This is a genomic window from Marinimicrobium agarilyticum DSM 16975, from assembly GCF_000423345.1.
Taxonomy (GTDB): Bacteria; Pseudomonadota; Gammaproteobacteria; order Pseudomonadales; family Cellvibrionaceae; genus Marinimicrobium; species Marinimicrobium agarilyticum.
In genome coordinates this window covers 82017-106866 of record NZ_AUHU01000009.1, presented here as the reverse complement: position 1 = coordinate 106866, position 24850 = coordinate 82017, and the positions used below count along the sequence as shown (strand labels likewise).

At 58.2% G+C, this 24850-nt stretch carries 19 protein-coding genes; 9 read left to right on the top strand and 10 right to left on the bottom strand.

All coding sequences use genetic code 11. The features are described 5' to 3' along the window. Positions 1-228 precede the first annotated feature (228 nt). From G547_RS23825 to G547_RS23075, 7 genes are all read right to left on the bottom strand, one after another. The gene (locus G547_RS23825; protein ID WP_027329903.1) at positions 229-417 is read right to left on the bottom strand and encodes a hypothetical protein; all 189 of its coding nucleotides are present in this window, start codon (positions 415-417) and stop codon (positions 229-231) included. Then, entirely contained in the window at positions 414-1169 is a 756-nt protein-coding gene (locus G547_RS0111010) for a TIGR01458 family HAD-type hydrolase (protein WP_027329902.1), read from the bottom strand. Before G547_RS0111010 ends, G547_RS23825 begins: the two co-directional genes overlap by 4 nt. Positions 1170-1233: 64 nt before the next feature. Next, positions 1234-1908 carry a NapC/NirT family cytochrome c gene (locus G547_RS21075; RefSeq protein WP_084645917.1) on the bottom strand — a complete coding sequence of 225 codons (675 nt, stop codon included), beginning with the start codon at positions 1906-1908 and terminating at the stop codon, positions 1234-1236. A 99-nt stretch (positions 1909-2007) separates the two neighbouring features. Beyond that, on the bottom strand, positions 2008-2544 hold the full coding sequence (locus tag G547_RS21070) for a nitrate reductase cytochrome c-type subunit (protein ID WP_245573465.1): 537 nt from the start codon (positions 2542-2544) through the stop codon (positions 2008-2010). A gap of 11 nt (positions 2545-2555) precedes the next feature. Next, entirely contained in the window at positions 2556-5060 is a 2505-nt protein-coding gene (gene napA, locus G547_RS0110995; RefSeq protein ID WP_027329901.1) for a nitrate reductase catalytic subunit NapA, read from the bottom strand. Beyond that, positions 5057-5365, bottom strand: coding sequence for a chaperone NapD (locus G547_RS0110990; RefSeq protein WP_084645915.1), 309 nt, complete (start codon positions 5363-5365; stop codon positions 5057-5059). Before G547_RS0110990 ends, napA begins: the two co-directional genes overlap by 4 nt. 12 nt (positions 5366-5377) lie before the next feature. Continuing rightward, the gene (locus G547_RS23075; protein ID WP_084645913.1) at positions 5378-5554 is read right to left on the bottom strand and encodes a periplasmic nitrate reductase, NapE protein; all 177 of its coding nucleotides are present in this window, start codon (positions 5552-5554) and stop codon (positions 5378-5380) included. Between the two features lie 419 nt (positions 5555-5973). On the opposite strand from G547_RS23075, the gene G547_RS0110975 reads away from it, so the two are divergent. From G547_RS0110975 to G547_RS0110965, 3 genes are read left to right on the top strand one after another with little or no spacing between them, the layout of a single operon-like run. Then, positions 5974-9114, top strand: a complete 3141-nt coding sequence (locus tag G547_RS0110975) for a TonB-dependent receptor (protein ID WP_027329898.1) — start codon at positions 5974-5976, stop codon at positions 9112-9114. A gap of 47 nt (positions 9115-9161) precedes the next feature. Continuing rightward, the gene (locus G547_RS21065; RefSeq protein WP_036188142.1) at positions 9162-10727 is read left to right on the top strand and encodes a tryptophan halogenase family protein; all 1566 of its coding nucleotides are present in this window, start codon (positions 9162-9164) and stop codon (positions 10725-10727) included. Further along, complete coding sequence (locus G547_RS0110965) at positions 10724-12082, top strand: tryptophan 7-halogenase (RefSeq protein ID WP_027329897.1); 1359 nt, start codon at positions 10724-10726, stop codon at positions 12080-12082. Before G547_RS21065 ends, G547_RS0110965 begins: the two co-directional genes overlap by 4 nt. A gap of 40 nt (positions 12083-12122) precedes the next feature. Here the strand turns inward: G547_RS0110965 and G547_RS21060 are convergent, their stop codons facing one another. Together G547_RS21060 and G547_RS21055 are read right to left on the bottom strand one after the other, a co-directional pair. Continuing rightward, the gene (locus G547_RS21060) at positions 12123-15404 is read right to left on the bottom strand and encodes a family 20 glycosylhydrolase (RefSeq protein ID WP_051235270.1); all 3282 of its coding nucleotides are present in this window, start codon (positions 15402-15404) and stop codon (positions 12123-12125) included. Positions 15405-15416: 12 nt separating this feature from the next. Continuing rightward, entirely contained in the window at positions 15417-16595 is a 1179-nt protein-coding gene (locus G547_RS21055; protein WP_211224542.1) for an amino acid deaminase, read from the bottom strand. Positions 16596-17141: 546 nt separating this feature from the next. Between G547_RS21055 and G547_RS0110950 the strand changes: the two genes are divergently transcribed. The 6 genes from G547_RS0110950 (at position 17142) to G547_RS0110925 (ending at position 23907) form a co-directional block, all read left to right on the top strand. Further along, the gene (locus tag G547_RS0110950) at positions 17142-18008 is read left to right on the top strand and encodes a MurR/RpiR family transcriptional regulator (RefSeq protein WP_027329896.1); all 867 of its coding nucleotides are present in this window, start codon (positions 17142-17144) and stop codon (positions 18006-18008) included. A 24-nt stretch (positions 18009-18032) separates the two neighbouring features. Continuing rightward, positions 18033-19469: an N-acyl-D-amino-acid deacylase family protein gene (locus G547_RS0110945; protein WP_027329895.1), complete on the top strand. Its 1437-nt coding sequence runs from the start codon at positions 18033-18035 to the stop codon at positions 19467-19469. Positions 19470-19484: 15 nt separating this feature from the next. Continuing rightward, on the top strand, positions 19485-19877 hold the full coding sequence (locus tag G547_RS0110940) for a RidA family protein (RefSeq protein WP_027329894.1): 393 nt from the start codon (positions 19485-19487) through the stop codon (positions 19875-19877). After that, on the top strand, positions 19874-21328 hold the full coding sequence (locus G547_RS21050) for a sodium:solute symporter family protein (RefSeq protein ID WP_051235268.1): 1455 nt from the start codon (positions 19874-19876) through the stop codon (positions 21326-21328). Before G547_RS0110940 ends, G547_RS21050 begins: the two co-directional genes overlap by 4 nt. 57 nt (positions 21329-21385) lie before the next feature. Further along, on the top strand, positions 21386-21619 hold the full coding sequence (locus G547_RS0110930; protein ID WP_027329893.1) for a hypothetical protein: 234 nt from the start codon (positions 21386-21388) through the stop codon (positions 21617-21619). A 1415-nt stretch (positions 21620-23034) separates the two neighbouring features. Continuing rightward, a complete protein-coding gene (locus tag G547_RS0110925) occupies positions 23035-23907 on the top strand; it encodes a restriction endonuclease (protein WP_245573464.1) in 873 nt (290 codons plus the stop codon). Between the two features lie 5 nt (positions 23908-23912). Here the strand turns inward: G547_RS0110925 and G547_RS0110920 are convergent, their stop codons facing one another. Next, positions 23913-24689 carry a hypothetical protein gene (locus tag G547_RS0110920; protein WP_027329891.1) on the bottom strand — a complete coding sequence of 259 codons (777 nt, stop codon included), beginning with the start codon at positions 24687-24689 and terminating at the stop codon, positions 23913-23915. Between the last annotated feature and the right edge of the window lie 161 nt (positions 24690-24850).

Genomic DNA, 24850 nt, shown 5'->3' with positions numbered 1-24850 from the left:
TTTCGAACTTTATGGCTAACCTTAATGTCTTTGGGAATATATCACGGGGGCGAAAACTGTAGAACGGAGACGGACGCCAACTCATGGACTACTTTCGAATGACGTGATATATCGATTCGAACTAAATGTAATGAGGAGTTTTCCGGCTATTGGCAGAGGGCTGAGAAGCCGGGCGAAAAAAGGAATCGATAATAGGGCGGGAAGGTTTTCTAGGAAGTGAGCCAAACCTCAGTGAGCTGTGGTTTTCTGTTTTCCACAGCGAGCGCATTCATAAACCGTCACAAGCCGCCCCTGTTTGACGTCAAACTTTTTCTCGGTCACGATTTTCCATTTGTGAAATCCGGAGCGGCACAATGTTTTGCCCTTGTGTTTGTCCTTGGCGCTGGGGCGTTTGAAGGGGATGATGTTATCGTTCACAGTAACTTGTCCAGTTCAGCAATGGATTTCAGTGTTTTTACCCAGGGGGCAATGCGGTTTTCATCGCCCGTCTGGTACTTGCCGGTTTTGACCAGTCGGGCCTGGAGACCGGCGTTGAGAGCGCCTTCGATGTCACCGAAGACATCGTCGCCGATCATCATGCATTGCTCAGCCGTGACGTCGGTGGAGGCCACAACTTGATTGAAGAAGGCGCTGCTTGGCTTTCCCATGATAACGGGTTCGACGTCAGAGGCCCAGGCGATCGCTCTGACAAACGGGCCTGCATCCAGGCAGAGCTGATCCCCATCGGAGAAGTATTTGTTGTCGCCAATGGCTATCAGAGTCCGGTGCTCCAGGGCATACCGAAAGGCCTGGTTCAAATTGGCGTAGTTGAGATCTTCGCGCGCATCTCCCAGAACGACGCAGTTGGGCTCCTCTTCGGCTTGGGCGTCAAACATGGGCTTGATGCTGGGGTGTACCAGGGCGTAGGGGCGTAAGTTTTGGGCTTGAAGGTAGGACAAGGCCGCGTCCGGAGCAGTGAATAGCTCCTCCGGCTCAACGGAAAATCCCATGGTGGCGAGGTTTTCGAGAATGGTCTCCCGGGATTGGGTGGCGGTATTGGTGACAAACCGCAGGGTCAGCCCTTTTTGCCGGGCGTGGCTCATCGCCTCCAGCGCACCGGGTATGACGTCTTTCCCATCGTACAGAACACCGGAAAGGTCGATAAACAGGGCTTTAACGGGGGTGGTCATGGTGCACCTCTTCAATACAGTCGGGTACACCTGAACGCTACCCCAAATTGAAGATAAGGTACAGTTAGTCGCTTTGAGCGCCCTCGCTCCCCCCTGCGATATAGGCGGCCACCGGGTCGTAGGGGCGAGTGTTCAGGGTCAAATTCCCATGAAAGCCTGATTCCACGCCCTCCATATCCGGCAGTTTGTGGGCGATGCCCTTGTGGCAGTCGATGCAGGTCTTTTCGCCACTGGCCAGCAGCGTGCTGTGCATTTCCCGGGCGCGGGGTGACTGCTGGGTAAAGTCCATGGACTCCACCTGATGGCAGTTCCTGCACTCTCGAGAATCGTTGGCTTTAAGTCGGGCCCATTCCCTTTCCGCCAGCATGCGCCGTTTTTCCAGGAATTCCTCCCGGGTATCGATCGTTCCGAAGATCCAGCCCCAGACTTCTTTGGAAGCTTCCATTTTACGGGCGATTTTGTAGGTCCAGTCATGGGGCACGTGGCAGTCCGAGCAGACCGCGCGAACCCCTGAGCGGTTCGTATAGTGAATGGTGGGAATCAGTTCCTCGTAAGGGTTGGCTTTCATCTCGTGGCAACTGATACAGAACTGTTCGGTGTTGGTGTATTCGAGCGCGGTATTAAAGCCGCCCCAGAAGATGATTCCGGCGATGAAGCCACCCATGGCCAGTACGCCAAGGCTAATGTGGGTGGCGGGACGGTTGAAGGTGCGCCAGTAGGCTTTGATGGTTCTCCACATAAGTTGCCGGTCCTCGTTTACCCGCTATCGCTCAGTTGCCCGTAATTGCTCGGTCGTTACCGTCATTGCCTGATGTTGGTAACGCTTGGGTCGGTCTGGTTATTGCTCTTCCGACTGCCGTTGCTCAATGGCCTTCTGCAGTACCTGGTCCATGGTCCGGAAGGTGTTGCCAACCACCGGTTGAACGTCGTGTTGGGGGACATGGCACTGTTGGCAGAAGTAGCGGCGCGGTGACACGGCGGCCAGAAACTGACCCTCGCGGTCGCGAAAGTGGGTAATGCTGACCATTGGAGCGCCGCTGACCTGAGTGTTGGAGCGGCTGTGACAGCTGAGGCACTGGTTGAAGTTCTTGTCCACCTGGTACCCGCGGATATTGTGTGGAATCACTGGTGGCTGCTGGGGCCAGTTGCGGACCTTGCGTGGGAGCCTGGTGTCTTGGGCGGCAATTGGTGGTGCCTCAAAGTGTTCTTTCAGCGTGCCGCCGGGCCGCACACCGTCGGGCGCGGGGGCGTTTCCGCGTTGGGTTACCGGCCCGGCCTCAGTGTCATCGTCTTGCGAAATCGTGTCTACCGCCAGCAACGCCAGTGGTAACAGCAATGTCATCAGTGCCAGAGTCCTCATGCTTTGGCTTTTCATCGGTAACCCCCTCAGGCCAGGCTGATCAGTTCGAGCCGGACGGCGCATTTCTTGAAATCGGTCTGTTTGGAAATTGGGTCCGTGGCGTCCAGGGTCAGCTTGTTGACCAGTCGATTGGCATCAAAAAACGGCACGTAGATCAGGCCCGGCGGTGGCTTGATCCGGCCTCGAGTTTCAATGCGGGCGCGAATGCTGCCGCGGCGGCTGATCACCCTGACTTCACTACCGCGTCGGAAACCCTGATTGCGGGCGTCGTCGAAGTTCATGTAGATCAGTGCATGCGGCACGGCCAGGTTCAGTTCCTCGACCCGCTGGGTCATGGTGCCGGTGTGCCAGTGCTCCAGCACCCGTCCGGTACTGAGCCAGAAAGGATATTCCTCATCCGGCATTTCCGCCGGCGGTTCGTAGGGTAGCGCGAAAATGATCGCCCGGTTGTCGGGCTTGCCATAGAACTGCACGCCGGTGCCTTCCTTCACATAGGGGTCGTAGCCTTCGCGATAGCGCCATTTGGTCTCCTCTCCATTGACCACCGGCCAGCGCAGGCCGCGTTCGTCGTGATAGCGCTCGAATTGGGCCAGATCGTGGGCCTTGCCCCGACCAAAGCGGGCGTATTCCTCGAACAGGCCTTTCTGGATGTAGAAACCGAAAGCGTCGGCCTCGTCGTTGCGAAAACCCTCTTCGATTTCCGAGTTCGGATAGGCGTTGACCTGGCCGTTTTCGAACAGGATCTGGTACAGCGTTTTGCCGCGGAAGTCCGGCGCCTTGGCGAGCAGCTCCTCGGGCCAGACGTCGTCGGTGCTGATGCGCTTGGAAATCTCCACCAGCTGCCACAGATCTGAACGGGCCATGCCCGGCGGCGGCACCAGTTGGTGCCAGAACTGAGTGCGGCGCTCGGCGTTGCCGTAGGCCCCTTCCTTCTCCACCCACATGGCGCTGGGCAGTATCAAATCCGAGGCCTGGGCTGACGTGGTCGGATAAACGTCGGAGACCACCACGAAGGCCTTGGGATTACGCCAGCCAGGCAGGGTTTCCTGCATCAGGTTGGGGCCCGCCTGAATATTATTGCTTACCTGAGTCCAGTAAAAGCGGATGACGCCGTCATTCAGCTTGCGGCTTTGTTCGACCGCGTGGAAACCGACCTCGCTTGGCACAGTGCCCTCGGGCAGCTTCCAGATCTTTTCCGCAAGGGCTCGGTGCTCGGGATTGGTGACCACCAGATCCGCCGGCAGTCGATGGGCGAAGGTGCCTACTTCGCGCGCCGAGCCGCAGGCCGAGGGCTGGCCGGTGAGCGAAAACGGGCTGTTGCCGGGTTCGGAAATTTTGCCGGTCAACAAGTGGATGTTGTAAACCATGTTGTTGGCCCAGACTCCACGGGTGTGTTGATTGAAACCCATGGTCCAGGTGGACATCACCTTGGTGTTGGGGTCGGCGTAGAGCTTTGCCAGCTCTTCCAGCCGGCGAGCGGGGACGCCGGATTCCGCCGCCGCCTTCTCCGCCGTATAGGGCTTTACGAACTCGGCGAACTCCTCGAAGGTGATGTCGGTCCAGGTGTTGGCCTTGTCCGCGCCTTCGGCGCTCTGCTGGCGGGGGTCTTCCGGGCGCAGGCCGTAGCCGATGTCCTGCTGGCCTTTGGCGAAGCGGGTGTGCTGGTTGACGAAGTCCTTGTTCACACTGCCGGACTGAATGATGTAGTTGGCGATGTAGTTGAGGATGTACAAATCGGTATGCGGCTTGAACACCAGTGGCAGATCGGCCAGCTCGAAGCTGCGGTTCTCGTAGGGCGAGAGCACCGCGACCTTGACGTGGTCGAAGGACAGTCGGCGATCGGTGATCCGGCTCCACAAAATGGGGTGCATTTCGGCCATGTTCGAGCCCCAGAGCACGAAGGCGTCGGCGTGCTCGATATCGTCGTAGCAGCCCATGGGCTCGTCGATGCCAAAAGTGCGCATAAAGCCGGCAACCGCCGAGGCCATGCAGTGCCGCGCGTTGGGATCAATGTTGTTGGTGCGCAAACCGGCCTTCATCAGTTTGCTGGCGGCATAGGCCTCCCAGACGGTCCACTGGCCCGAGCCGAACATGGCCACGCTTTTCGGTCCGTCTTCGCGAATCGCTGTTTTGATTTTCTCCGCCATGATGTCGAAGGCTTGGTCCCAGCTGATTTCCTGAAAGCTGCCCTGCTTGTCGTACTGACCGTTTTTCATCCGCAGCAGTGGTTGGTGCAGACGATCCCGCCCGTACAGAATTTTCGACAGGAAGTAGCCTTTGACGCAATTGATACCGCGATTCACCTCGGCCTTGGTGTCGCCGTGGGTCGCCACCACCCGGTCGCTATGGGTCGCGACCATGACGCCGCAGCCGACGCCGCAGAAGCGGCACGGCGCCTTGCTCCATTTCAGTTCGGTCAGGTCGCGGTTGGCTACCAGGTTGCTGGCCTCGGCGGGCAGAGCCATACCCAGTGTCGAGGCCGCCACGGCGGCGGCGTTGGCTTTGGCAAATTGACGGCGAGTGAGGTTCATGCTGTGGCCTCTTCCGATGGAATGACTTCGTGATAGACGAGGGCCGCATTGACGACGCCGGGCTGCTCAACGGCGTCATCAATCAGGTCGAGGATGTCCTGTGGGTTGTCACTCTCGGTTACCACGACGAGTTTGCCCTGGGGGCTTTGGGCGTGCACTTCGGTTCTGGGACGGTGCTCCAGCCACTCAATGGTCTGGCCCAGCGCCTCTGGTCGGGCATGGATCGCCACGCTGGCCACATGCCACTCAGTACCCAGACTCTTGGTCGGAATACGGGCGGGGTGCTCCGAGTCTGCTATGAACATCCGAACTCCTTGTCAGCCGCCGGGGTGGCCGGCGATCAATTGATACATCCAGATGGAAAAGCCGTAGGCACCGACAAGCGCCACAGTGAGAATCGGGAACAGGAACACGACGATGAAGATGAACAAACGCCATTCGCGGCGCTTGTTGTCCTGTGTGTCAGCGTTGGGGGCGCGCTCGAAATCTGACATGGCCGCTCCGTCTGCGAGTATTAAATGGGTGCATGCTTCTACAGCGTAGTACAGATCGCGTGCTCTGCTTTGATGCAGATCAAACAAAAATGGATCGAAAAGTGGGCGCCGCCCTTAGCAAAAAAAGAAATAAAGGAGGCGTTGTTTTATTCGGTCGTTGCGTTACGTTTTTACGCGGAGGCAGTGTTTAATCAGGCGACCTGAAAATTACTTTCACAAAAACAAAAAAGTGTTGATATTTTATTTCACGATTGCTATGTTCGTTTCATGACCTCTTTTTGACCCATTTTCAAAAGGGGGTATTGCCTTGGGAAAAGAGCCTGAGTGATGGGGCCGGGGCGGACTCCCCGGAGTGATCTCATCGCGCCAGAACAACAATTTCTGTATGACCAAAAGCCAAAAAATAGGGGATTGAACACATGCCAACTGCGTTTAACAAAAAACTGCTGAGCCTGGCCGTCTGCGGTGCGATCGCCTCCGCGACCCAGCCGTTGATGGCCGAGGAGCAAGAAGGCACCGCCATGCTGGAGGAAATTGTCGTCCGCGGCATGCGGGTCAGTATCGAAAATGCCCAAGAGATCAAGCGCAACGCCGGTACCGTGATGGACGTGATTACCGCGTCGGACATTGGGGCTCTACCGGACAAAAGCGTCACCGAAGCGCTGCAGCGCGTACCGGGCGTAACGATCGAGCGCTTCGCCGCCTCCGATGATCCGAATCACTATGCAGACGAAGGTACCGGCGTGTTGGTGCGGGGTCTGGACCGGGTGCGCAGTGAAATCAACGGGCGCGATTCATTCAGTGCTAACCCCGGCGGAGGTTTGAACTTCGAAGACATTCCCCCGGAGCTGCTCGGCTCTGTGCGAGTGATCAAAAACCAGACGGCCGACATGATCGCCGGCGGTATTGCCGGCACGGTGAACCTCGTCACCCGTAAGCCTTTTGATACCGACGGTCAGGTGTTCGGCGCGACGGTCAAAGCCAATTATGGCGACTTTCGTGAAGAGTGGACGCCCAGCGCCTCCGCGCTCTATAGCAACAACTGGCAAACCGACGCCGGTGAATTCGGCTTTCTGATTTCAGGCTCGCACTCCGAGTACAAAACCCGTGGCGATGGTGTCGGGGTAGCCAACTACTACTCCCGTGGTGACGCTTTCGAGGGCATCTATGACCAGTGGGGTGGCCTGATCGGAACGGCGGAAGATTCGCCCCTGGAGGGACCGGCCGTCTATGGCCAAGAGCCTGGCAGTGTGGTGTTTGTACCCGGCCAGTTCTCTATCAGGTCGGCGGAAAATGATCGCGAGCGTACCGGCGTTGCGACATCCTTTCAGTGGCGAAACAATGAAGGCACAGTTGCCACCACTGTGGAGTACATAAAGTCAGAGGCCTCTCTGGAGTATCGCGAGCGCGTTATCGGTACTCAGGGTCAGGGGTTTGATGCGGCCACGAAAAACACCGTGACGGTTGTTGATGAGCCGGGATATCAGCCCACGTTCAATAACGCCGGTTTCTTTACCAGTGGTGTCTTGGCCGCCGGGGCCAACTTGCCCATGAGTGCGTCCAGTCGATTCAATGAAACCTCCAACGACGTGGAGGACCTGTCCCTCAATATTGAGCTGACGCCCACCGACCGGCTGACGGTCGACTTGGACTTCCAGCGCATTGAAGCGACCCAGTCGGTACAGAACTATGGCGTCAACGCCCGGCATCAACCCCCTACCAGCAATGCGTATCTTGACCTGCGAGGTGAGTATCCCACCGTTGAGTTCATGAACAGTCGTTTCTATGAGCCGGAAACCACACCCAACTGGGATGGCGATAGAGACGACCTGTTCCTGGCCACGGCGCTGGATCAGAACGTCGATTCGGATGCGACCTCGGACGCGTTCAAGCTGGACGTGGAATATCAGTTGGATAATGGTTGGGCGAGAAGCGTAAAAGCCGGCGCCTACTACTCTGAAAAAGAGTTGACCATTCGCGATACGGAATATTCGAACTGGGGCGCGCTTAACGAAGGCTGGATGACCACGAGCATCAACGCCGGCGGCTATGCTAACAACCCAGACGAGTTTGAACGGGTGGATTTTGGCAACTTCTTTGGCGGTGGCGTATTGGATGGCCGCGGCGACTTCCTGTTTCCCAAGATGAGCAACGCGGAGAACTTTGTCGAGTTCACCCGCCGCGGTTGCGGTGACTTTATTGTGGCCGCCTATGGTGGCAATGTCGCTTCCGAAGATGCGCAGAACAATCCCGAGTGCTACTTGGCCCAGCCGGATCTTGGCGGTCGTGTCGCCGAAGGAAGCCCCTACGCGCCGCATCATATCTCCTCGTCGACTGAAGAGCGCAGCGAAGCCTACGTACGTTTTGATTTCGGGTTTGACAACGTTGCCCTGCCCATCGACGGTAACGTGGGTTTGCGCTACGTAAACTATCAACTGTCCTCCACGGGTTACACCATCATGCCCGCGGCGGTCGGCGGCAACGGCGCCGAGCTTTTTGCCGAGGAGTATCCGAACTTGGCCGCTCTGGCGGACGGCAGCGGTCAGCTGCAAACCGTCGACGGCACAGACTATGACACAGTGTTGCCGAGTTTGAACCTGGCATTTCATGTGACGGACGAGGTCATGTTGCGCTTCGGCGCTTCGAAAGGGTTGTACTTCCCGACGCTGGATCAAACACGAAACTCCCGCGTGGTGTTTCTGACCAAAAACGACGTGCTTGAAGACAATACCCAGCCGGCCAGTGAAGACAACCCCGTGGTGGGCTTTAACAATGTGGCGCTCAATGGTGTTGCCCGCAATCCATTTCTGGAACCGGAAGAGTCCACCAACCTGGACCTCACGGCAGAGTGGTATTTCTCCGAGAGTGGCTCGCTGACCCTCAGTCTCTTCCACAAGGAGATTGAAAACCTGTTCCGCGAACGTAGCTTCCGGGCTCCGGTGACCAACGAAAACAACGGTGCGACCGAAGTGGTGAGTTTCACCGGTCCGGCCAACGAGGGTTCTGGCTCCATCCAGGGCTTCGAAGTCGCCTACTCCCAGTTCTTTGATCAGTTGCCGGGCGCCTGGAGTGGCCTGGGGGTTCAACTGAACTATACCTACATTGATCAAGAGGATCTGAACGACCCAGCGGGAGACGATCAGAAAGGCCAGGTTCGGTTTGATTCGGCGGGCAACCCCATCAGTGACGAGCGAAACTCATTTCGTGCGTTTACTGGATTGCCGCTGCCAGGCTACTCCGATGAAAACTACAACATCGTCGGTATGTACGAGTACGAAAAAATCTCGGCTCGTATAGCCTATACCTGGCGCTCGGATTACCTGGTTACGCGCCGGGACTCCAACGAGTTCGCACCCATTTACAGCCAGGATGCCGGTTACATGGATGCATCCATTTATTACACCATCAATGACAATCTGAAGATTGGCTTGGAGGGCAGTAACTTGTTGGATACGATTACCACCACAGAAGCACAGTTCAACCAGGAAGGCTATCGCACCGAAGCGTTGAACTTTAAAACCGACCGGCGTTATGCGCTGAGTCTTCGCGTAAACTTCTAACGGGTATGCCTGCGAACTTGAGCGCAGGGACGCGCTCCTCTTTTTTTATGAATACAGCGAACCGGACTCATCATTGGATTATCGTCGGCGGCGGCACCGCAGGCTGGATGGCCGCTGCCGCCTTTTCCGCCAAATTGGACGCTTCGGAACATCGCATTACGCTGATCGAGTCGGATGCCATCGGCACGGTGGGCGTTGGCGAGGCGACCGTGCCGCACCTTCGTTATTTCAATCAGGTTCTGGGTATCGATGAGCGTGATTTTATGCGCGAAACCCAGGCCACCTACAAGCTGGGCATTGAATTTGTCGACTGGGGCCATGTTGGGGATCGATACCTCCACCCTTTCGGCGTTTACGGTGAACCCGCTCATCAGGTTGGTTTTTTCCAAAGCTGGTTGAAAGCCCGCTCGCTGGGAGATAAAGCGCCTTTGGAAGCGTACGCCCCCGGTGCCGTCATGGCCCGGCACGAACGGTTTGCCTATCCGGGTTCCAGTGCCCATCCGTTTTCCCGCAAATACAGCTATGCCTTTCACATCGATGCCAGCCGGTACGCCCGGTTTCTGCGTCGTTACGCCGAAGCGAGAGGCGTGGTCCGGATCGAGGGTAAAGTCTCGGATGTGCAGCGCAGTTCGGTTACTGGCGACATTCAGCAGTTGACCCTGGACTCTGGCGAGCGGCTGTGGGGCGATGGTTTTATTGATTGCAGTGGTTTTCGGGCAGTGCTCCACGGCCAGACACTGGGTGTCGGCTTTGAAAACTGGAGCCAATGGCTGCCGTGTGACCGGGCCGTCGCGATTCCTTCTGCCAGTCAATCGGCGCCGCGCCCTTACACGCGGGCGATAGCGCATGCGGCGGGCTGGCGTTGGCAGATTCCTCTGCAACACCGAACCGGTAATGGCGTGGTGTACTGCAGCGAACATATGAGTGCTGACCAGGCCACCCGAAAGCTTCTGGAGTCGATGGATGGAGAGCCGCTGGCCGAGCCCAACCATTTGCAGTTTACCACCGGCGTGCGCTCGAAAAGCTGGTCCCACAACAGCGTCGCCATCGGGCTGTCGGCCGGTTTTCTGGAGCCGCTGGAGTCGACCAGTATCTACCTGATTCAATCGGCGATCATGAATTTCCTTGAGTGTCTGCCCCGTGGCGAGGAGAACGCGGTCGAGGCGTTGCGGAATGAGTTCAATCGTCGGATGGCGTTGGAATACGAGCGGGTCAGAGACTTTCTGATTCTGCACTACACGCTGACTACCCGCGATGACAGTGCCTTCTGGCACAGAATGCGCACCCTGGAAAGGCCGCACAGCCTGGAGCGAAAAATCGCTTTATTTCGCGAGCAGGGCCAGGTTGAACACTATGAGCTGGGCATGTTTCTGGAACCGAGTTGGCTGGCGGTCTACGAGGGCCAGGGGTTGCTACCCGAGCGCTGGCACCCCGCGGCGGATCGAGCCGCTGAGGGGGCATTGCTCGCCTCGCTCCGACGCTTCCGCGAGGAGACGGCGCGGTGGGTGGATACCCTGCCGGGCCACGACCACTGCCTGACGCAACTCGGTATGGAGGCCGATGAAGCGCCTTGGCCTCCGGCCGCCATGAGTCTGTACGGGGTTTTTTCATGACAGCGGTGAACTCGATTCTGGTATATGGCGGGAGCCTCGACGGCTGGATGGCGGCGGCGTTACTCGCCCGCAGTTTGCCCCTCACCGTCACGGTGTTGGATACACAACCCCAAGAGTCGGGCGTGGAAGCGACACTGCCCGCCATTACCGGCTTTCACCACCGCCTGGGGCTGAATGAGCGGGCTTTGATAGACAATGGCATTGCGACTCCGACGTTGGCCACCCATTACCGTGCCAGTGATTCGTGGGTGCCGTTCGAGGCGCCGGGGTTCACGCTCGATGGTCTCCCCTTTCATCACTATGCCGTGTACGGCCACTTGAACGGGCGTCTGGAGGCCGCTTTTGATGCGTTTTCGCTGCCGGCTCAGGCCGCGCGTCGGCAGCGTTATCACCCTCAGTCGAACGACGCCGGCTCCCTTTTGGCGACATTGAATAGCGGCCTGCAATTGGACCGGGACCGATACCGCTCGGTGATTATGGCATTGGCCAAAGAGTTGGGAGTGCACCGTCGCACCGGCGCACTGTTGAAGGTAGAACGGGCGGGCGACGATGTGGAAAGCCTTCTGCTGGAGGACGGCGAGCGTTTGAGTGCCGAGCTGTTTGTCGACGCCGACGGCGCTCTGATGAGCGATGCACAGAAGGAACAGACCGAGCGCCTCGCCAGCGCAGAGGGTTTTGCGGTTGAGCGCCTCGTCGCCCCGCAGACGGAAGTGGCTTGTCCCTGTACTCGTGTGACCCAGAGGGAGGAGGGGTGGGAGCTGGAACGCGGGACCGCGGCGTGCGTTGAGCGCCTTCGGTTGGGCGCTGAGGACTCGCCTTCGGAATTTGGTCGTTACTGCCCCACGCCCTGGATGGGCAACACCCTCGCGGTCGGTCAAGCAGCGGGAGAGTTGGAGGCGTTTGTTACCGGCCCGCTGCACTGGTTGCAGACCGCCGTCGTCCGCCTGCTGGACGCCTTTCCCGCCAGCACCGATTGGCGGGCGACCCGCGCGGAATACAATCGGCGCACGTTATTGGAGTGGCGAGATCGACAGGCCTTTTTTGAGCTCCACCTCTATCTGGCGGCGCACTCCCAGGGCGCATCCGATGTCTGGCGCCAGCGTTGGCACAAGGTCGATAACCCCGAGCTGCTGCGCTGGTTGACGCTGTTTCAAACCGCCGGGTTGGTTGCCTCCCGAGAGCTTCAGGCCCTGCCGGACGCCCTGCGAGTTTCGTTGCTGCTGGGTCACCAGCTGTGGCCGCAGGCGTGCGATCCTCAGGTCTCGGCGCGCGAGCCCGCGGCGGTCGCTCACGAGTTGGCAAAAATGCGCCAGATGATCGACCGCGCCGCCACGCAGCTTCCGCCGTACCCCTAGCAATCCAGGTTTTCCCCGGGGCTGATGCCCATCGTCTCGGTCAGGGTGCGAGGTTGAAAACCTCCACCGCGCCGCGCTGCTGCAGGGTGACGTAGGCGCGGGGCTGGTCGCCCAGATCCAGAGCGATATTGGTGGGGTAGCGGCCCTTGAGCTGGATGCGATCGATCAATTGTCCCCGAGGCGAAAGCACGGCGATTTCTCCGGCGCCGTAGCGGGCGATATAGAGATTGCCCTCCGGGTCCGTGGCCATGCCGTCGAGACCGTAATCGTCGAACTCGAAAAACAGCCGCTTGTTACTGAGCGCCCCTCGGGCCGAGACGTCGTACACCCAGACGCGGCGCTGAGCGCTTTCGTTGACGTACAGGCGGCGCTGGTCCGGACTCAGCTCAATGCCGTTGGTGGTGCCCATATCGGCTTCCAGGCGGGTAAAGGTGCCGTCCGGGTCCATGCGCCAGAGCTGCCCGGTGCTGTCGGCCCAGTTGGGGTCGCTGGCAAAGATCGCGCCCCAGCGGGTCACGGCGATATCATTGGGTTGATGCATGTCCGGGTTGTGGTGGATGGCCAGTACCTCTCCGGTTTGATGATGTAGGCGGATCAGGGTGTGACCCGTGTAGTCGGCCAGCCAGAGCTGTCCGGCCGAGTCGAAGCGGATGCTGTTGGCAGTGCTGCCCTCTGGCAGGGCGGCGAACACTTCCCCTTCTCCCTGTGCCGTGACCCGGCCGATGGTTCCCTGCCGCTTGAAGTTGACCGCATAGAGGTGGCCGTCCGGTCCCACGGCGGGACCTTCGATCCCGGAGGTGAAGCTGCCGTCGGGCATCCAGTCCCGGGTCTGGGCTGGTTCGGGCACCGCATTGAGCAGCTGCTCGATCGGATAGGCGGCCGCCACCACCATTTCCTCGTCGATCCTCTGTGCCCGCCGCAAGGCCTGCTGGGCCGCACTCCGCAGCCCGTGACTCAGGCCTTTATGCTGTTCCCAATGGTCCGACAAAACGAGGCCCCACTCGGCGACAGTAAGCACTTGCTCCGCCTGATTCTCAATGGCTTGGTCGCCATCGAACGGCAGCTGTTGCAGTAGTTGTTGAGCGGCATCCCGCCAGCGGGTCAGCGTGGTGCGAATGGCCCGGGCGTGCTCGGTGTCGTTGGGGGCGGCCAGCCATTGGTCGATCTGCTGGGACAGCGTACGTACCGCCAGGCTCTCGGCCGGCAGGGCGTCGACCAATCGGTTCAATGGGTCGCGCCGGGAGTAGGTTTCATTGACGGATTTTTCGTGGTGACGGTGGTAATACTGGGCGGGCTCGATTGCTTCGAGCAGCACCTCCACCGACGGCCGTTGGCTGACGGGGAAAAGCCGCTCCAGGGCCTGACGAGTCTGCGCCTGGTGGCGCAGACCGACTGAACTGGCGGCCCAGTCGGAGACCGCTGGCAGGCGTTGGTAAAGAGGGTCAAGGTCCCGTCGCTCAACGGGGGACCAAAGCCGTTCCGCCACCACAAAACCACGGGGCCATAGGCGATGGTCGATACTGTTCTCGTCAATCAACTCCGCCCAGAGGGCGATTTCACCACCGAGAATCCGAGCCCGATCCGCGTCGGAGAGTTCGGGCTTGGCGATGGCCTCGGGGATTTGGGCTCCGGTTTGGCCACTATGGGCTTTGCGCTTGCCGGTGACGGGGTAGGCGGCATTACCCACCACCATGTCGCCGCTCAAAACGGCATCGCTCCGCTTCAGCCGAGCCCGCACCGGACCCATCCAGGTGTCCAGTTCAAAGGTAATCCGGTCATCAATCAGTCGCAGTCGGTCCAGCGCCTGGCGGGATTTGCCGGCAAAGTCGATAAAGCCCCGTCGCTGGTTGGCCGGCCCCTCGATCAGCGTGAAGGTGCCCCGCACGGCCGAGCCCCGTTTGCGTGGGAATTCAAACGTCCAGCTCTCCCATTGTTCGTCGGCGCTGGCAGTGGCTTCCATCGACAGTGGTTCGGGGAATAGGCGGTTACGGTAGTGATAACCGGCCGGTTGGGGCTGGTCCAGATAAAAACCGGTGGACAGCACCGCCGGGTGACCGGCCGCCGCCGCTTGGGCCAGGGCGTCCGGGCCACGCCAGGACTGTACGGCGGTAGTTTTCGGTAGCGCCGGGTGCAGCACCTCATCCCAGCCCATCATCTTACGATCGAGCTGGCCGAGAATAGCGGACAGCCGCTGATTGAAGTAAGCGTGAAGGTCGCCCGCGTCCGCCAAATCCTGCTCGCGCATAAACGCCTGAATCTCGTTGTTCTGGTGCCAGTGTGCCGGGTCGACTTCGTCACCGCCGATGTGGATATAGTCGAAGGGAAAAAGCGCCGCGACTTCGGTCAGTATGGCCTCGGCGAACTCATACACCGCGGGGTTGGCCGGGTTCAGCAATGCCTGATGAACGCCCCAGCGGTCTTCGGGGTGGAAGGGGCCGTCTGAGGACATCAGCTGTGGGTAAGCGACTGCGATGGCGCTGCTATGGCCCGGCATATCGATTTCCGGCATCACCTGAATGCCCCGATCGGCGGCGTAATTCACCACCTCCCCTACCTGCTCCCAGGTGTAGTACTGCCCATTTGACGCGTTCTGATGCAGTTTGGGATAGGCGCGGGATTCCAGACGCCAGCCCTGGTCGTCGGTCAGGTGCCAGTGAAAGATATTGAGCTTGGCCGCTGCCATGCCGTCCAACTGACGCTTGATGGTTTCGACGGAAAAGAAATGGCGCACCGAGTCCAACATCAGACCCCGCCAGCCAAAGCGCGGCTGATCGTCGATGCACATCACCGGGAGCGTGTCGGTATCGCCCTCTCCCAGCAGTTGCAGCAAGGTTTCCAACGCGTGGCCGGCGCCGAGCTGGGTGGTGGCCTGGATGTGAATACCACTGTCCACCACATGAATCTGATAGCCCTCCACCTGAGGCTGCAGCTCGGTGGAGGTGCGAAAACGCGGCGCTCCCTGTTCGATGTGAATCATCAAGGGGGTGGCGCCCTCAGTGGGCGTTTGTCCATGTGAACTTGCGTGATGGGTGCCGTGAGCGCCGTGATGGTGGCCTTCGCCCTCTATGCGCTCGACGTTCATTCCAGTCTGGCGCTGGAGCCGTTGCGTGAAGCTTGCCAGTACCGGCTCGGGGAGCGCTTCTGCGGCGCCGTCGGCGAGTGTCAGTTGGAAGGTATCCGAGAGCACCAACTCGCCCTCGGCGATCTCGATGGAAGCCGGATAGGGCATCAGCGGCCACTCAGGGGCGGCGGCGTGGGCGGGACTGCCGGCCAGCAGTCCGAGGAGCAAGAGACTGAATAGCGTTTTCTTATTCTGGGGCATGAGCGGGACTCGTTAGAAGTGAGTGTCAACGCGGCGCAGGAGCTGGTACTGGTCGTCAATCACCAGCAGCTCGCGCCACTTGTCAAAGGTCAGGCAGGGGTGGGAGGTGGAGAGTGCGATGATGTCGCCCACTTTCAGATCGGCGTCCTGCGGTATCACCAGCCGACTGTGGTGGTCCATGATGTGGTCCAGCTTCCACAGAGCGGGCGCGGCCTTGGGCTTGGTGTCGGCGCCGGGGCGAAAGTGCAGAACCGGCTGGGGCAGCCCCGCATCGAAGGCGACTTCCCGTTTTCCCAGGGTCAGAATCGCCATCGCCGGCTCCGGTATCGACTGCACATAGGCCCAGACCTCCAGGCTGGACTCCAGGTCGCCGCCGGGCCGACAGTCCCGAGGTAGCCGGTCCATGATGCGGCTCTGGGCGTCCCAGTAAATGCCTTTGTCGTGAATCAGATAGCAGCCGGGGCGCAACACCGGGCGGAAGCCATCGGCTCTGGCCGGTCCGAACTCGTCCATGACGACGTCATACCAGGCGGAGCCCGCACCGGTGAGGATGGGGGCTTCATCGCCAAAGCGGCCCGCGGCCTTGAGCTCCCGGCCTAACTCCCGCACCCACTGCAGGTGTTGACGCACGGCCGGTTCGGGATCGTCGCCGTGGATGACCCCTTCGTAGGTTTCAATGCCGGTCAGTGTCAGCGCGGGGGCGTCCGCCAGCGCGTCGAGCACGGTGTGCACCTGTTCGGCCGTGCGGCAGCCGCAGCGGCCGCCGGGCACGCCGATCTCGAGCAGGACCTTGAGGGTTTGGCCTTTTGGGTGGAAGAAGTCATTGAGGGCGCGAATGTTGTCGGCGCTGTCGACCAGGCAGTAGTACTCGAGCCCGTGGGCGATCAGTTCGCTGATGGTGTTCATGTTGGCTTTGCCGACCAGTTGGTTGGCCATGAGCAGGCGTGTGAGGCCGGCGTCGGCGGCGGTTTTTATTTGGGGGACGGTGGCGAGTGTGAGGCCCCAGGCGCCGGCGTTGATTTGCCGTTGGAAGAAGTCGGGGGTCATGGTGGTTTTGCCGTGGGGGCAGAGGTAGACGCCGTTGTGTTCGGCGAAGCGTTGCATCCACTGGACGTTGTTGTCGAGCCGGGATTGGTAGATGACGGCGGCGGGCAGCGGGAGGCTTTCGTCGAGTAAGTTCGGTTTGCTCATAAATTGGCCTTGGTAGCTTGTCCAATGTTTATTGACTTCATCGTGTCGGGAAGCCCGGCGGGGTCGGGGTATACCGTTTGGTGACCCGCCGTGAACCCATCCATGGGGGCTTCTCATCGGCATCCATGCCTCAGAGAGTCACCAAACGGTATACCCCGACCCCGCCTCAGTGCCATTCAGCAAAGGTTGAAGTGAACTATGCCATGGTCTGTTTCCAAACGTTAATTTGGCACAGAGGCCCGGAGTGGGTAGCACCGATTCGAGACCGTCGGAGGCAGGACGCCGACGCAGAGCTACATGGATGTATTCATGCGGGTCCGAATCGGTGCTACCCACTCCGGGCCGAAAATTTCTATTGGCACCATACCTTGCGTTCAATGATAGAAATTACCATAAATCAAAGTCAAGTATTGAAAATAACAAACACGGTACCTATACTGAGCTCAAGTTTCGTATGATCGGCGCAGGGGCTTCGGGAGCGCGATGTCGGTGAATCCTGGAGCGACGATCTCAAACGAACGATCTGATAACGATAGGACGGTGCCCGTGAGTCACGAGCCAGATATTATTTCCCGGATCAACGCCCTGTACAGCCACTTGCGCGATGCGGAACAGAAGATTGCCCGGCTGGTGCTGGATGATATGAGCTTTGCCGCTCAGGCCAGTATCAGTGAGATGGCGGAGCGGGCCGGGGTGAGTGAAGCCACGATCACCCGGTTTGCCAAGGCCATTGAGTGCAAGAACGTGCGGGATTTGAAGATGCGTCTGGCTCAGGCCGAGGCGGTGGGGCAGCGGTTTTATGCCGAGGTGCGTCCCGAGCCGGGTGGTATTTATGGAGTGTACGAGACCATCAAGGCCACGCTCGATCACAACGCGCAGTTGGTGACCGAGGCAGTGATACGCCCGGCGGTGGAGTGGTTGTCGAAGTCCCGTCAGATTCTGATTTTCGGGGTGGGCGGCGGCTCGACGGTGATGGCGCAGGAGTGTCAGCACCGGTTTTTTCGGTTGGGCTTCGCGGCCACCGCTTATTCGGACCCGATGTTGATGCGCATGGCGGCGTCGGCCATTGATACCAACGATGTGGTGCTCTGCCTGTCGCTCGGTGGCTACAGTCCGGATGTGCAGGACGCGGCGGAAATTGCGAAAGAGTATGGCGCGCGCACCATCGGGATTACGGTGGCGGATTCGCCCCTGGGTAAGGCGGTGGATCATCTGATTCCGATGCAGCCGCTGGAGACCGATTATATTTTTAAACCGAGTGCATCCCGCTATGTGATGCTCGCGGCCATTGATGTCTTGGCCACGGAATTGGCGGCCAAGCATAAGCGCAAAAGCCGGGAAGCGTTGCGGCGAATAAAACACACGCTGGACAGCCACAAACGCGGACAGGATCGTCTGCCGCTGGGGGACTGAGCCGGCTCTGTCAATGGGCTAGTCATGATGTATCACACGCTGATTCGTGGCGCGCAGGTGGTGGATGGCACCGGCGCACCCCCCTACCGTGCCGATGTGGCGATTGAGAACGAGCGTGTGGTGCGTATTGCCGAACACATCGATGCACCCGCCCGGAATGTGATTGAGGCCGAGGGGCTGTACCTTGCGCCCGGTTTTATCGATGTGCACACCCATGACGACCTGGAAGTGATTCACCGCCCGGAAATGACGGCGAAGCTGAGCCAGGGCGTGACCACGGTCATCGTCGGCAACTGTGGCATCAGCGCCAGCCCCGTCAAACTGGGTTCCGAGCCGCCCGATCCGTTGAACCTCCTCGGCGAGCGTGCCGACTTTCGGTTTCCCCAATTCTCTGATTACGCCCGAGCGGTACAAGCCGCTAGGCCGGCGGTTAACGTGGCGGCGTTGATTGGCCACACGGCGTTGCGTGTGACGCAAATGAGCGAGTTGCAGCGCACGGCTACTGAGTCTGAAATTGTCGCCATGCGCGAGCAGCTGCGAGGCGCGCTTGAGCAGGGAGCCATCGGTATGAGTTCGGGGCTCGCCTATTACAATGCCAAGCAATCGGACACCGCGGAAGTGATGGCGCTGGTGCGAGAGCTCACCGCCTTTGATGCCATCTATACGACGCACCTTCGCACCGAGTTTGATCAGATCATTGACGCAATGGATGAAGCGCTCGAGACCGCCCGGGAAGGGCAGGTTCGGTTGGTGGTGTCGCATCTGAAGTGTGCCGGCAAGGGTAACTGGGGTCGCAGTGGCGAAGTCTTGTCGCATCTGCAAAGCGCCGCCTCGCGGCAACGGGTTGCCTGCGATTGTTACCCCTACAGCGCCAGCTCCAGCACCCTGGATCTCGAACAGGTGACGCCGGAGAGTGAAGTGACCATCACCTGGTCCCGCCCCTTCCCCGAGCAGGGTGGCCGCCCGCTCGCCGATATTGCAGAGCAGTGGGGGCTGTCACTGCAGGAGGCGGCTCAAAAGCTGCAGCCGGCCGGTGCGGTCTATCACTGCATGGACCCGAATGATGTGGAAACGATACTGCGTCACCCACTGACCATGATCGGCTCCGATGGCCTACCCAAAGACCCACACCCGCACCCCCGTCTTTGGGGCGCTTTTCCGCGAGTGTTGGCGCACTACTGCCGCGAACGAAAGCTGTTCGATCTGGCCACGGCCGTTTACAAGATGTCGGGGCGATCCGCCGAACAGTTCCGGCTGCGCGATCGCGGGGTGGTGAAAGAAGGAGCCTTCGCCGACCTGGTGCTACTGGACTTTGAACGCATTGAATCCACGGCGAGCTTTGAGCAGCCGCAGCAGGCCGCTCGCGGTATTGAGGCGGTATGGGTCAATGGCACCCGGAGTTATGAGCCCGGCAAAACCGGACTGGCCCGAAACGGGCGAATGTTGTTGCGAGATCATTAACGGAGGAGAACAGGCGTGAGTATTGAACGATACGGAGCGGAAGGTGGTGTGGGTACCGGTGGCCAGGCCCTGCCCTTCGCCAAAGCGGCAGGCGCCGATGGTTGGCTGTACGTCTCGGGCCAGACGCCCATGCGCGACGGGGAGGTGGTCGAAGGCGGCATTGTCGAGCAGTCCCAACTGGCGATCGATAACTGTTTTGCGATCATGCGCGACGCCGGTTACGGCCCGAAGCACGTCGTGCATGTCACGGTGATTTTGACCGACGCCCGTTATTTTCAATCGTTCAACAAAGTGTTCAAGGAAAATTTCGGAGCTAACCCCCCGGCCCGCATCTGCTCGGTGTGCGATCTGGTAGTGGATTGCAAAGTGGAAGTGGGATTGGTGTGCTACAAAGCGGATAACGCATGAGCCCCACGTTGTTTCTCAGTGTATTTGCCGCCTACATTGTGTTTCTGATCGGGCTCAGTTGGTGGGTCACCCGTCGCCATGAAGGCGGTGAGGATTTCCTCCTGGCCGGCCGAAGCCTGCCGGTGTTCTTAACGATCGGCACCACCGTGGCGACCATGGTCGGCACCGGCTCCTCAATGGGCGCGGTGGGGTTTGGTTATGCCAACGGTTGGGCCGGCGCGCTGTACGGTATGGGTGGTGCTATCGGCATATTGTTGCTCGCGCTCTGGTTTGCACCGGTGCGCGATTGGCGCTTCATGACCATGAGCGAGGAGCTGTCGTTCTACGTGGGTGCCAACCGGTTGGTGAAGAACCTGGTGGCGGTTCTGATTTTTCTGGCCTGCATCGGTTGGCTTGGGGCGCACATTTTAGGGGGCGGTTTGTACCTGGCCTGGATTGCGGATATTGAGCTCAGTTGGGCGCGCACCATTGTGGCGTTGGGCTTTGCGGTCTATGTGATCGTCGGCGGCTACCGGGCGGTGGTCTGGACCGACACCCTGCAAGCGATCGTTCTGTTCGGTGGCTTTTTGTTGATGGCGGCCATGGCCGTTCATGCGGTCGGAGGCTGGGAGGCGCTGATGGCGGCTCAGCCTGATGATAACGTCACGACCCTTGCGCGCGAGTCCATCGGCGGGCTGCCCGCTCTTTCGCTGGTGTTGGTTATTGCGGTGGGCGTTCTGGCGACGCCCTCGTTTCGTCAGCGGATTTATTCCTCCAGGAGTGTTGGGGCGGTGCGCCGCTCCTTTTTTATTTCCGGCACCCTCTATCTGTTCTTCTCCTTTGTGCCCGCCATTATCGGAATGGGCGCTTACGCTCTGAACCCCGAGCTCGACAATCGCAATTTCGCCTTTCCCTTTATTGCCGTGGAAGTATTGCCGGTGGGGGTGGGCCTGGTCGTGTTGATCGCCGGTTTATCGGCCACCATGTCCAGTGCCAGCTCCGACGCTATGGCGGGTGTGGCGGTACTCATGCGCGACCTGTTCGTGATGGTCACCGGCCGAATGCCGCCGCGGGCTTCGGTGGTGCGCGATTCCCGCTGGGGTCTGGTGGTGGTCATCGGTACCGCCTGGTTGATGGCCTCATTCTCTGACGATTTGATCGGCTATATCACCGGCATGATTTCCACCGTAATGGCGGGCATGTTTGCGGTAGGCCTGCTCGGTCGCTTCTGGCCACGGTATAACTGGCAGGGCGCCGTGGCCTCGTTGGTGAGTGGCGCCGTCGCCTCGCTGATGGTTATGAAGTCCTTCACAGCGTTCTGGGGCAACCCGGTCATTCCGGCTGTGGTCGCGGCGTTGACGACGGGCGTTGCGGTAAGCCTCATGACTCCCGCACAGCGCATGACACCTGAGCAGGCGCTCGCCCAGCTGGACCTTGAACGCGAGCAGATGGAAGCGACGCATTCGCCATAAAAGGCGGGCTTGCGTATCATTTCTCCTGACGACGAAACGATTGGGGAGGATGACACTGTGACTGATCAAGAACGCGCTCTGGAATTGGCTCGCGCCGGGGAGTGGGACAAAGCCCACAGCCTGGTGCAGGCTAATAGTGACTCACTGTCCTGTTTGATCCATGCGTACTTGCACCGGGAAGAAGGGGATCTTGCAAACGCCAACTACTGGTACCGCCGGGCGGGTGAAACCATGCCCGATAATACCTTGGAGGAAGAGTGGGAAAGGCTCCATCAGCGCACCAGGCATTGATTGGGCCCAAGCCGTTCTCGGATGAACCGACGTATTAGTCTCGCTCCGTTGTTTGAGTAGCACTGCTCAGGCAGGCTACTCAATATTCTGGATCTGTTTGTTGAGTGCTGAAAAAATATTAATAAAAACAACAGGTTGCGGGTGTTGTGGGTAAGATTTTGCCGTTTACTCACCGTTTTAGTGACCTGTCACCGATTTTATCAGAATTTTGATCTCGGCTCTTGGTGTTTACCGGTGGGGAATGATACCCCGGTTCCGCATCTATGTGGGGAACGGCCCTGGCAGTTTCCGCTCGAATGGTCGCCACATGGGGAATTGGGGTCGGGTTCCCCACATAGATGCGGAAACCCGAGGGCGTTCCCCACCAGCTCGATATTTTGCTAACCGCCTTAAGTTGGTGGGGAACCCGAGCAGTTCCCCACATAGATAGTAATGTGGGGAGTGACTGGCATTGTGGTGTAGTTTGGTTTCCGGAGAGTTGGCTTGATTGAACGGCACGGCAATGGTTAAAAGCGTCTCGTTGGTACAAATCAAACTCCCAGTTCGTGCGATAGCCATCCTTATATCCGTTATGTCGAAACCTCAGGCAGTTGTGTCTGCTATCCGCTGGAACTCGCGGCCTAAACTACAGACGTGGTTTCGGTTGATCCCTTTCAATTGTCGTGACATGGTGAACGGGGCTCCGGTTCTCCACATAGATGCGGAATCGGGTGGGCATTCTCCGCCAGCTCAATATTTCGCTAACTGTTATAAATTGGTGGAGAACCCGAGCAGTTCTCCACATAGATAGTAATGTGGAGAGTAACTGACGTTTTGGTGTAGTCTGATCTCCGGAAGGTTGTTCTGATTGCACCTCACGTCGATGGTGAAAAATGTCCCATTTGTACATTCCAAAATCCGAATTCATGCTAAAGCCTTTGGCCTATATCCAACGCGTCGAAACATCGGGTCATACCGTTGTGATCACGGACTCTGGTGCACCAACTATTGAGGTTCGCCGCTATCGCTCCGGCAAACGTCCTCCTCTGGAGGTTCTCCGAGGCAGTGTCGTTAGCTACATAAACCCGTTGGAACCAGTGGGTTGGAGCGAGTAGGCATGCAGGACGTAATTGACGCGACAGTCCTAGGGAGTGTCTGATACCCCGAATTCCCGAGCTTCAAGAGCGCTTCCCTGGTGTTCTAACGCTTCATTTGACACGTTACGACATTGCTTCGGGGTATCAGACACGCTTAGATTACATGGGTACCCGACTGTAGAAGTCTTCTGGTAGAGGTCCCGAAATCGTTCCGAACCCTATACCCTTGATGCCTAGATTTCGGTTTAGTGCTGGTTGATTTATGGCTGCTTACATGCCAGTCTTTCGGAAAATCTGGGCGGCGCCCAAATATCAACCCACTCGCGCGAGAGACTGAAATTGAAGGATACTATCGACAACGGTCTGGTTACCTTTGATCAACTAATGAACCCATTGCTGGCGGCTCTGGTCAATCTCGGGGGCTCTGCGTCAGTCGATGAAATGTATGAGGCTGTTGTTGAGCAGGAAGGGTTCTCAGATGACGTGCTGTCACAGATGCAGAACCCGGAGCGTTCCAACCAGACAAAAATTGCATACCGTCTCGCTTGGGCACGCACTTACCTGAAAAAAGCGGGATACCTTGAAAACTCCTCTCGTGGTGTATGGGCTCTAACCGACCATGGCAGGCAGCAACCCCATGTTGATCCCTCTGAGGTTGTCCAACTCGTCAGGGCGATGGATAGCAAGCGATCCTCCCCGCAGGTCGAAGGTGGGGCCAACGATATGCAGTCGCACCCAGACGAGGCGTCTGAGTGGAGAGAAATGCTCCACGAGATCTTGATTGATAAAATGGAGCCAGCCGCTTTTGAGAGGTTAGCACAGAGAATTCTACGGGAGTCGGGATTCATCCATGTCGAAGTAACTGGACGTACCGGAGATGGAGGGATTGATGGACGTGGAATAGCTAGAATTAATGGATTGATGAGCTTTCATATTGCGTTTCAATGTAAGAAATACAAAGGCTCCGTGGGGGCTGGAGAGATCAGGGACTTCCGAGGCGCGACGATTGGTCGGTCAGACCGAGGACTTTTTCTCACAACGGGTACATTCACCAAGGCCGCTATCGATGAAGCTAACCGGGACGGTGTTGCCCCTATTGATCTGGTCGATGGTGAGCAGCTGGCAGACAAGCTAAAGGAGCTGCAACTCGGGGTGAGCACTGAGCTGGTAGAGAAAGTGACGGTAAAGCCAGATTGGTTTCTGTCGCTGTGACCAAGTTATTTGGATTTGACTGGAAATTCTTGTTGGTCTAGGGAGCCCAGCCTGTCCAAAAAGTCTTCGACAGTTCTCCACCCTTCTTTAATTCTAATATCTCGCACCTTCAGTAAATCTGGACTGTCAGTTTTCAAGTAGCCTCTAATTTGACTCTCGATTCGGAAGTATATGTCACACAAAAGAGGCGTGGTGAAAGTATATTTTCCGCAACTAAACCCTGAAATATAGCTTCTAAAAGCTTCTTCCTTGCAAGAGTGTTTGTTTTGAATCAAATCTGGCGATTTCGTTTTGAACCTCTTGATATCCCTTTGTACTCCGTTGTCGGTCAGCTTGCCCGCCATTTCAAAAATATTACTATTTGCGATAGCAAAACCACTGTAAACGAGTAGGTAGTCATCTCGTTTGAAAGTTGCCGCATTGGTTGGAATGAGAAGGCCTTCGTGAGCAACATTGTTGCGAAAAAGTTGTATGGCAAAATGTTGCCCTGGGCTGAGGTTTAGGAGGCTCTTCGCCAAGCTTTCGTTCTTCATATATGCAAACACTATAGTTAAGACGAGAAACGACCTGGCGTACTCGATGTGATCTGCTTTTGTTTTTGGCTTAACTGTCGTGGCATGCTCATTGAGAGCAATAATATTCTCCATTTCCTTGTTGGCAGCTATCAAGTCTACGACTAGCTTGGTTAGCTCTGAATAAAGCTGACCTTCCTCAGACCTAAATGCCGTCTCGTGATTGTCTAATCTTTCAAAGGCTCTCATTTGACTTTCGCTTAAGGACATCGTGACACTCCACGCTTATGTGAAATTTCAGATAATTGTAATCTATATTCAAGCCCCGAATATTGAGTAGGAGCCGGTAAGCCAGGTGAATCAGAGCTCTGACTCGGTTTGATAACCCGAAAGCGAACGATAGTCACCAATAACCTCACCGAAATGGCACG

Bases quoted from the DNA above. Each gene is read 5' to 3' on its own strand.
- G547_RS23075 (WP_084645913.1), bottom strand. From the start codon at position 5,554: ATGTCAGATTTCGAGCGCGCCCCCAACGCTGACACACAGGACAACAAG.
- G547_RS0110990 (WP_084645915.1), bottom strand. From the start codon at position 5,365: ATGTTCATAGCAGACTCGGAGCACCCCGCCCGTATTCCGACCAAGAGT.
- G547_RS0111010 (WP_027329902.1), bottom strand. From the start codon at position 1,169: ATGACCACCCCCGTTAAAGCCCTGTTTATCGACCTTTCCGGTGTTCTG.
- napA (WP_027329901.1), bottom strand. From the start codon at position 5,060: ATGAACCTCACTCGCCGTCAATTTGCCAAAGCCAACGCCGCCGCCGTG.
- G547_RS21070 (WP_245573465.1), bottom strand. From the start codon at position 2,544: ATGAAAAGCCAAAGCATGAGGACTCTGGCACTGATGACATTGCTGTTA.
- G547_RS21060 (WP_051235270.1), bottom strand. From the start codon at position 15,404: ATGCCCCAGAATAAGAAAACGCTATTCAGTCTCTTGCTCCTCGGACTG.
- G547_RS21050 (WP_051235268.1), top strand. From the start codon at position 19,874: ATGAGCCCCACGTTGTTTCTCAGTGTATTTGCCGCCTACATTGTGTTT.
- G547_RS0110965 (WP_027329897.1), top strand. From the start codon at position 10,724: ATGACAGCGGTGAACTCGATTCTGGTATATGGCGGGAGCCTCGACGGC.
- G547_RS21065 (WP_036188142.1), top strand. From the start codon at position 9,162: ATGAATACAGCGAACCGGACTCATCATTGGATTATCGTCGGCGGCGGC.
- G547_RS21055 (WP_211224542.1), bottom strand. From the start codon at position 16,595: ATGAGCAAACCGAACTTACTCGACGAAAGCCTCCCGCTGCCCGCCGCC.
- G547_RS0110920 (WP_027329891.1), bottom strand. From the start codon at position 24,689: ATGTCCTTAAGCGAAAGTCAAATGAGAGCCTTTGAAAGATTAGACAAT.
- G547_RS21075 (WP_084645917.1), bottom strand. From the start codon at position 1,908: ATGTGGAGAACCATCAAAGCCTACTGGCGCACCTTCAACCGTCCCGCC.
- G547_RS0110975 (WP_027329898.1), top strand. From the start codon at position 5,974: ATGCCAACTGCGTTTAACAAAAAACTGCTGAGCCTGGCCGTCTGCGGT.
- G547_RS0110945 (WP_027329895.1), top strand. From the start codon at position 18,033: ATGATGTATCACACGCTGATTCGTGGCGCGCAGGTGGTGGATGGCACC.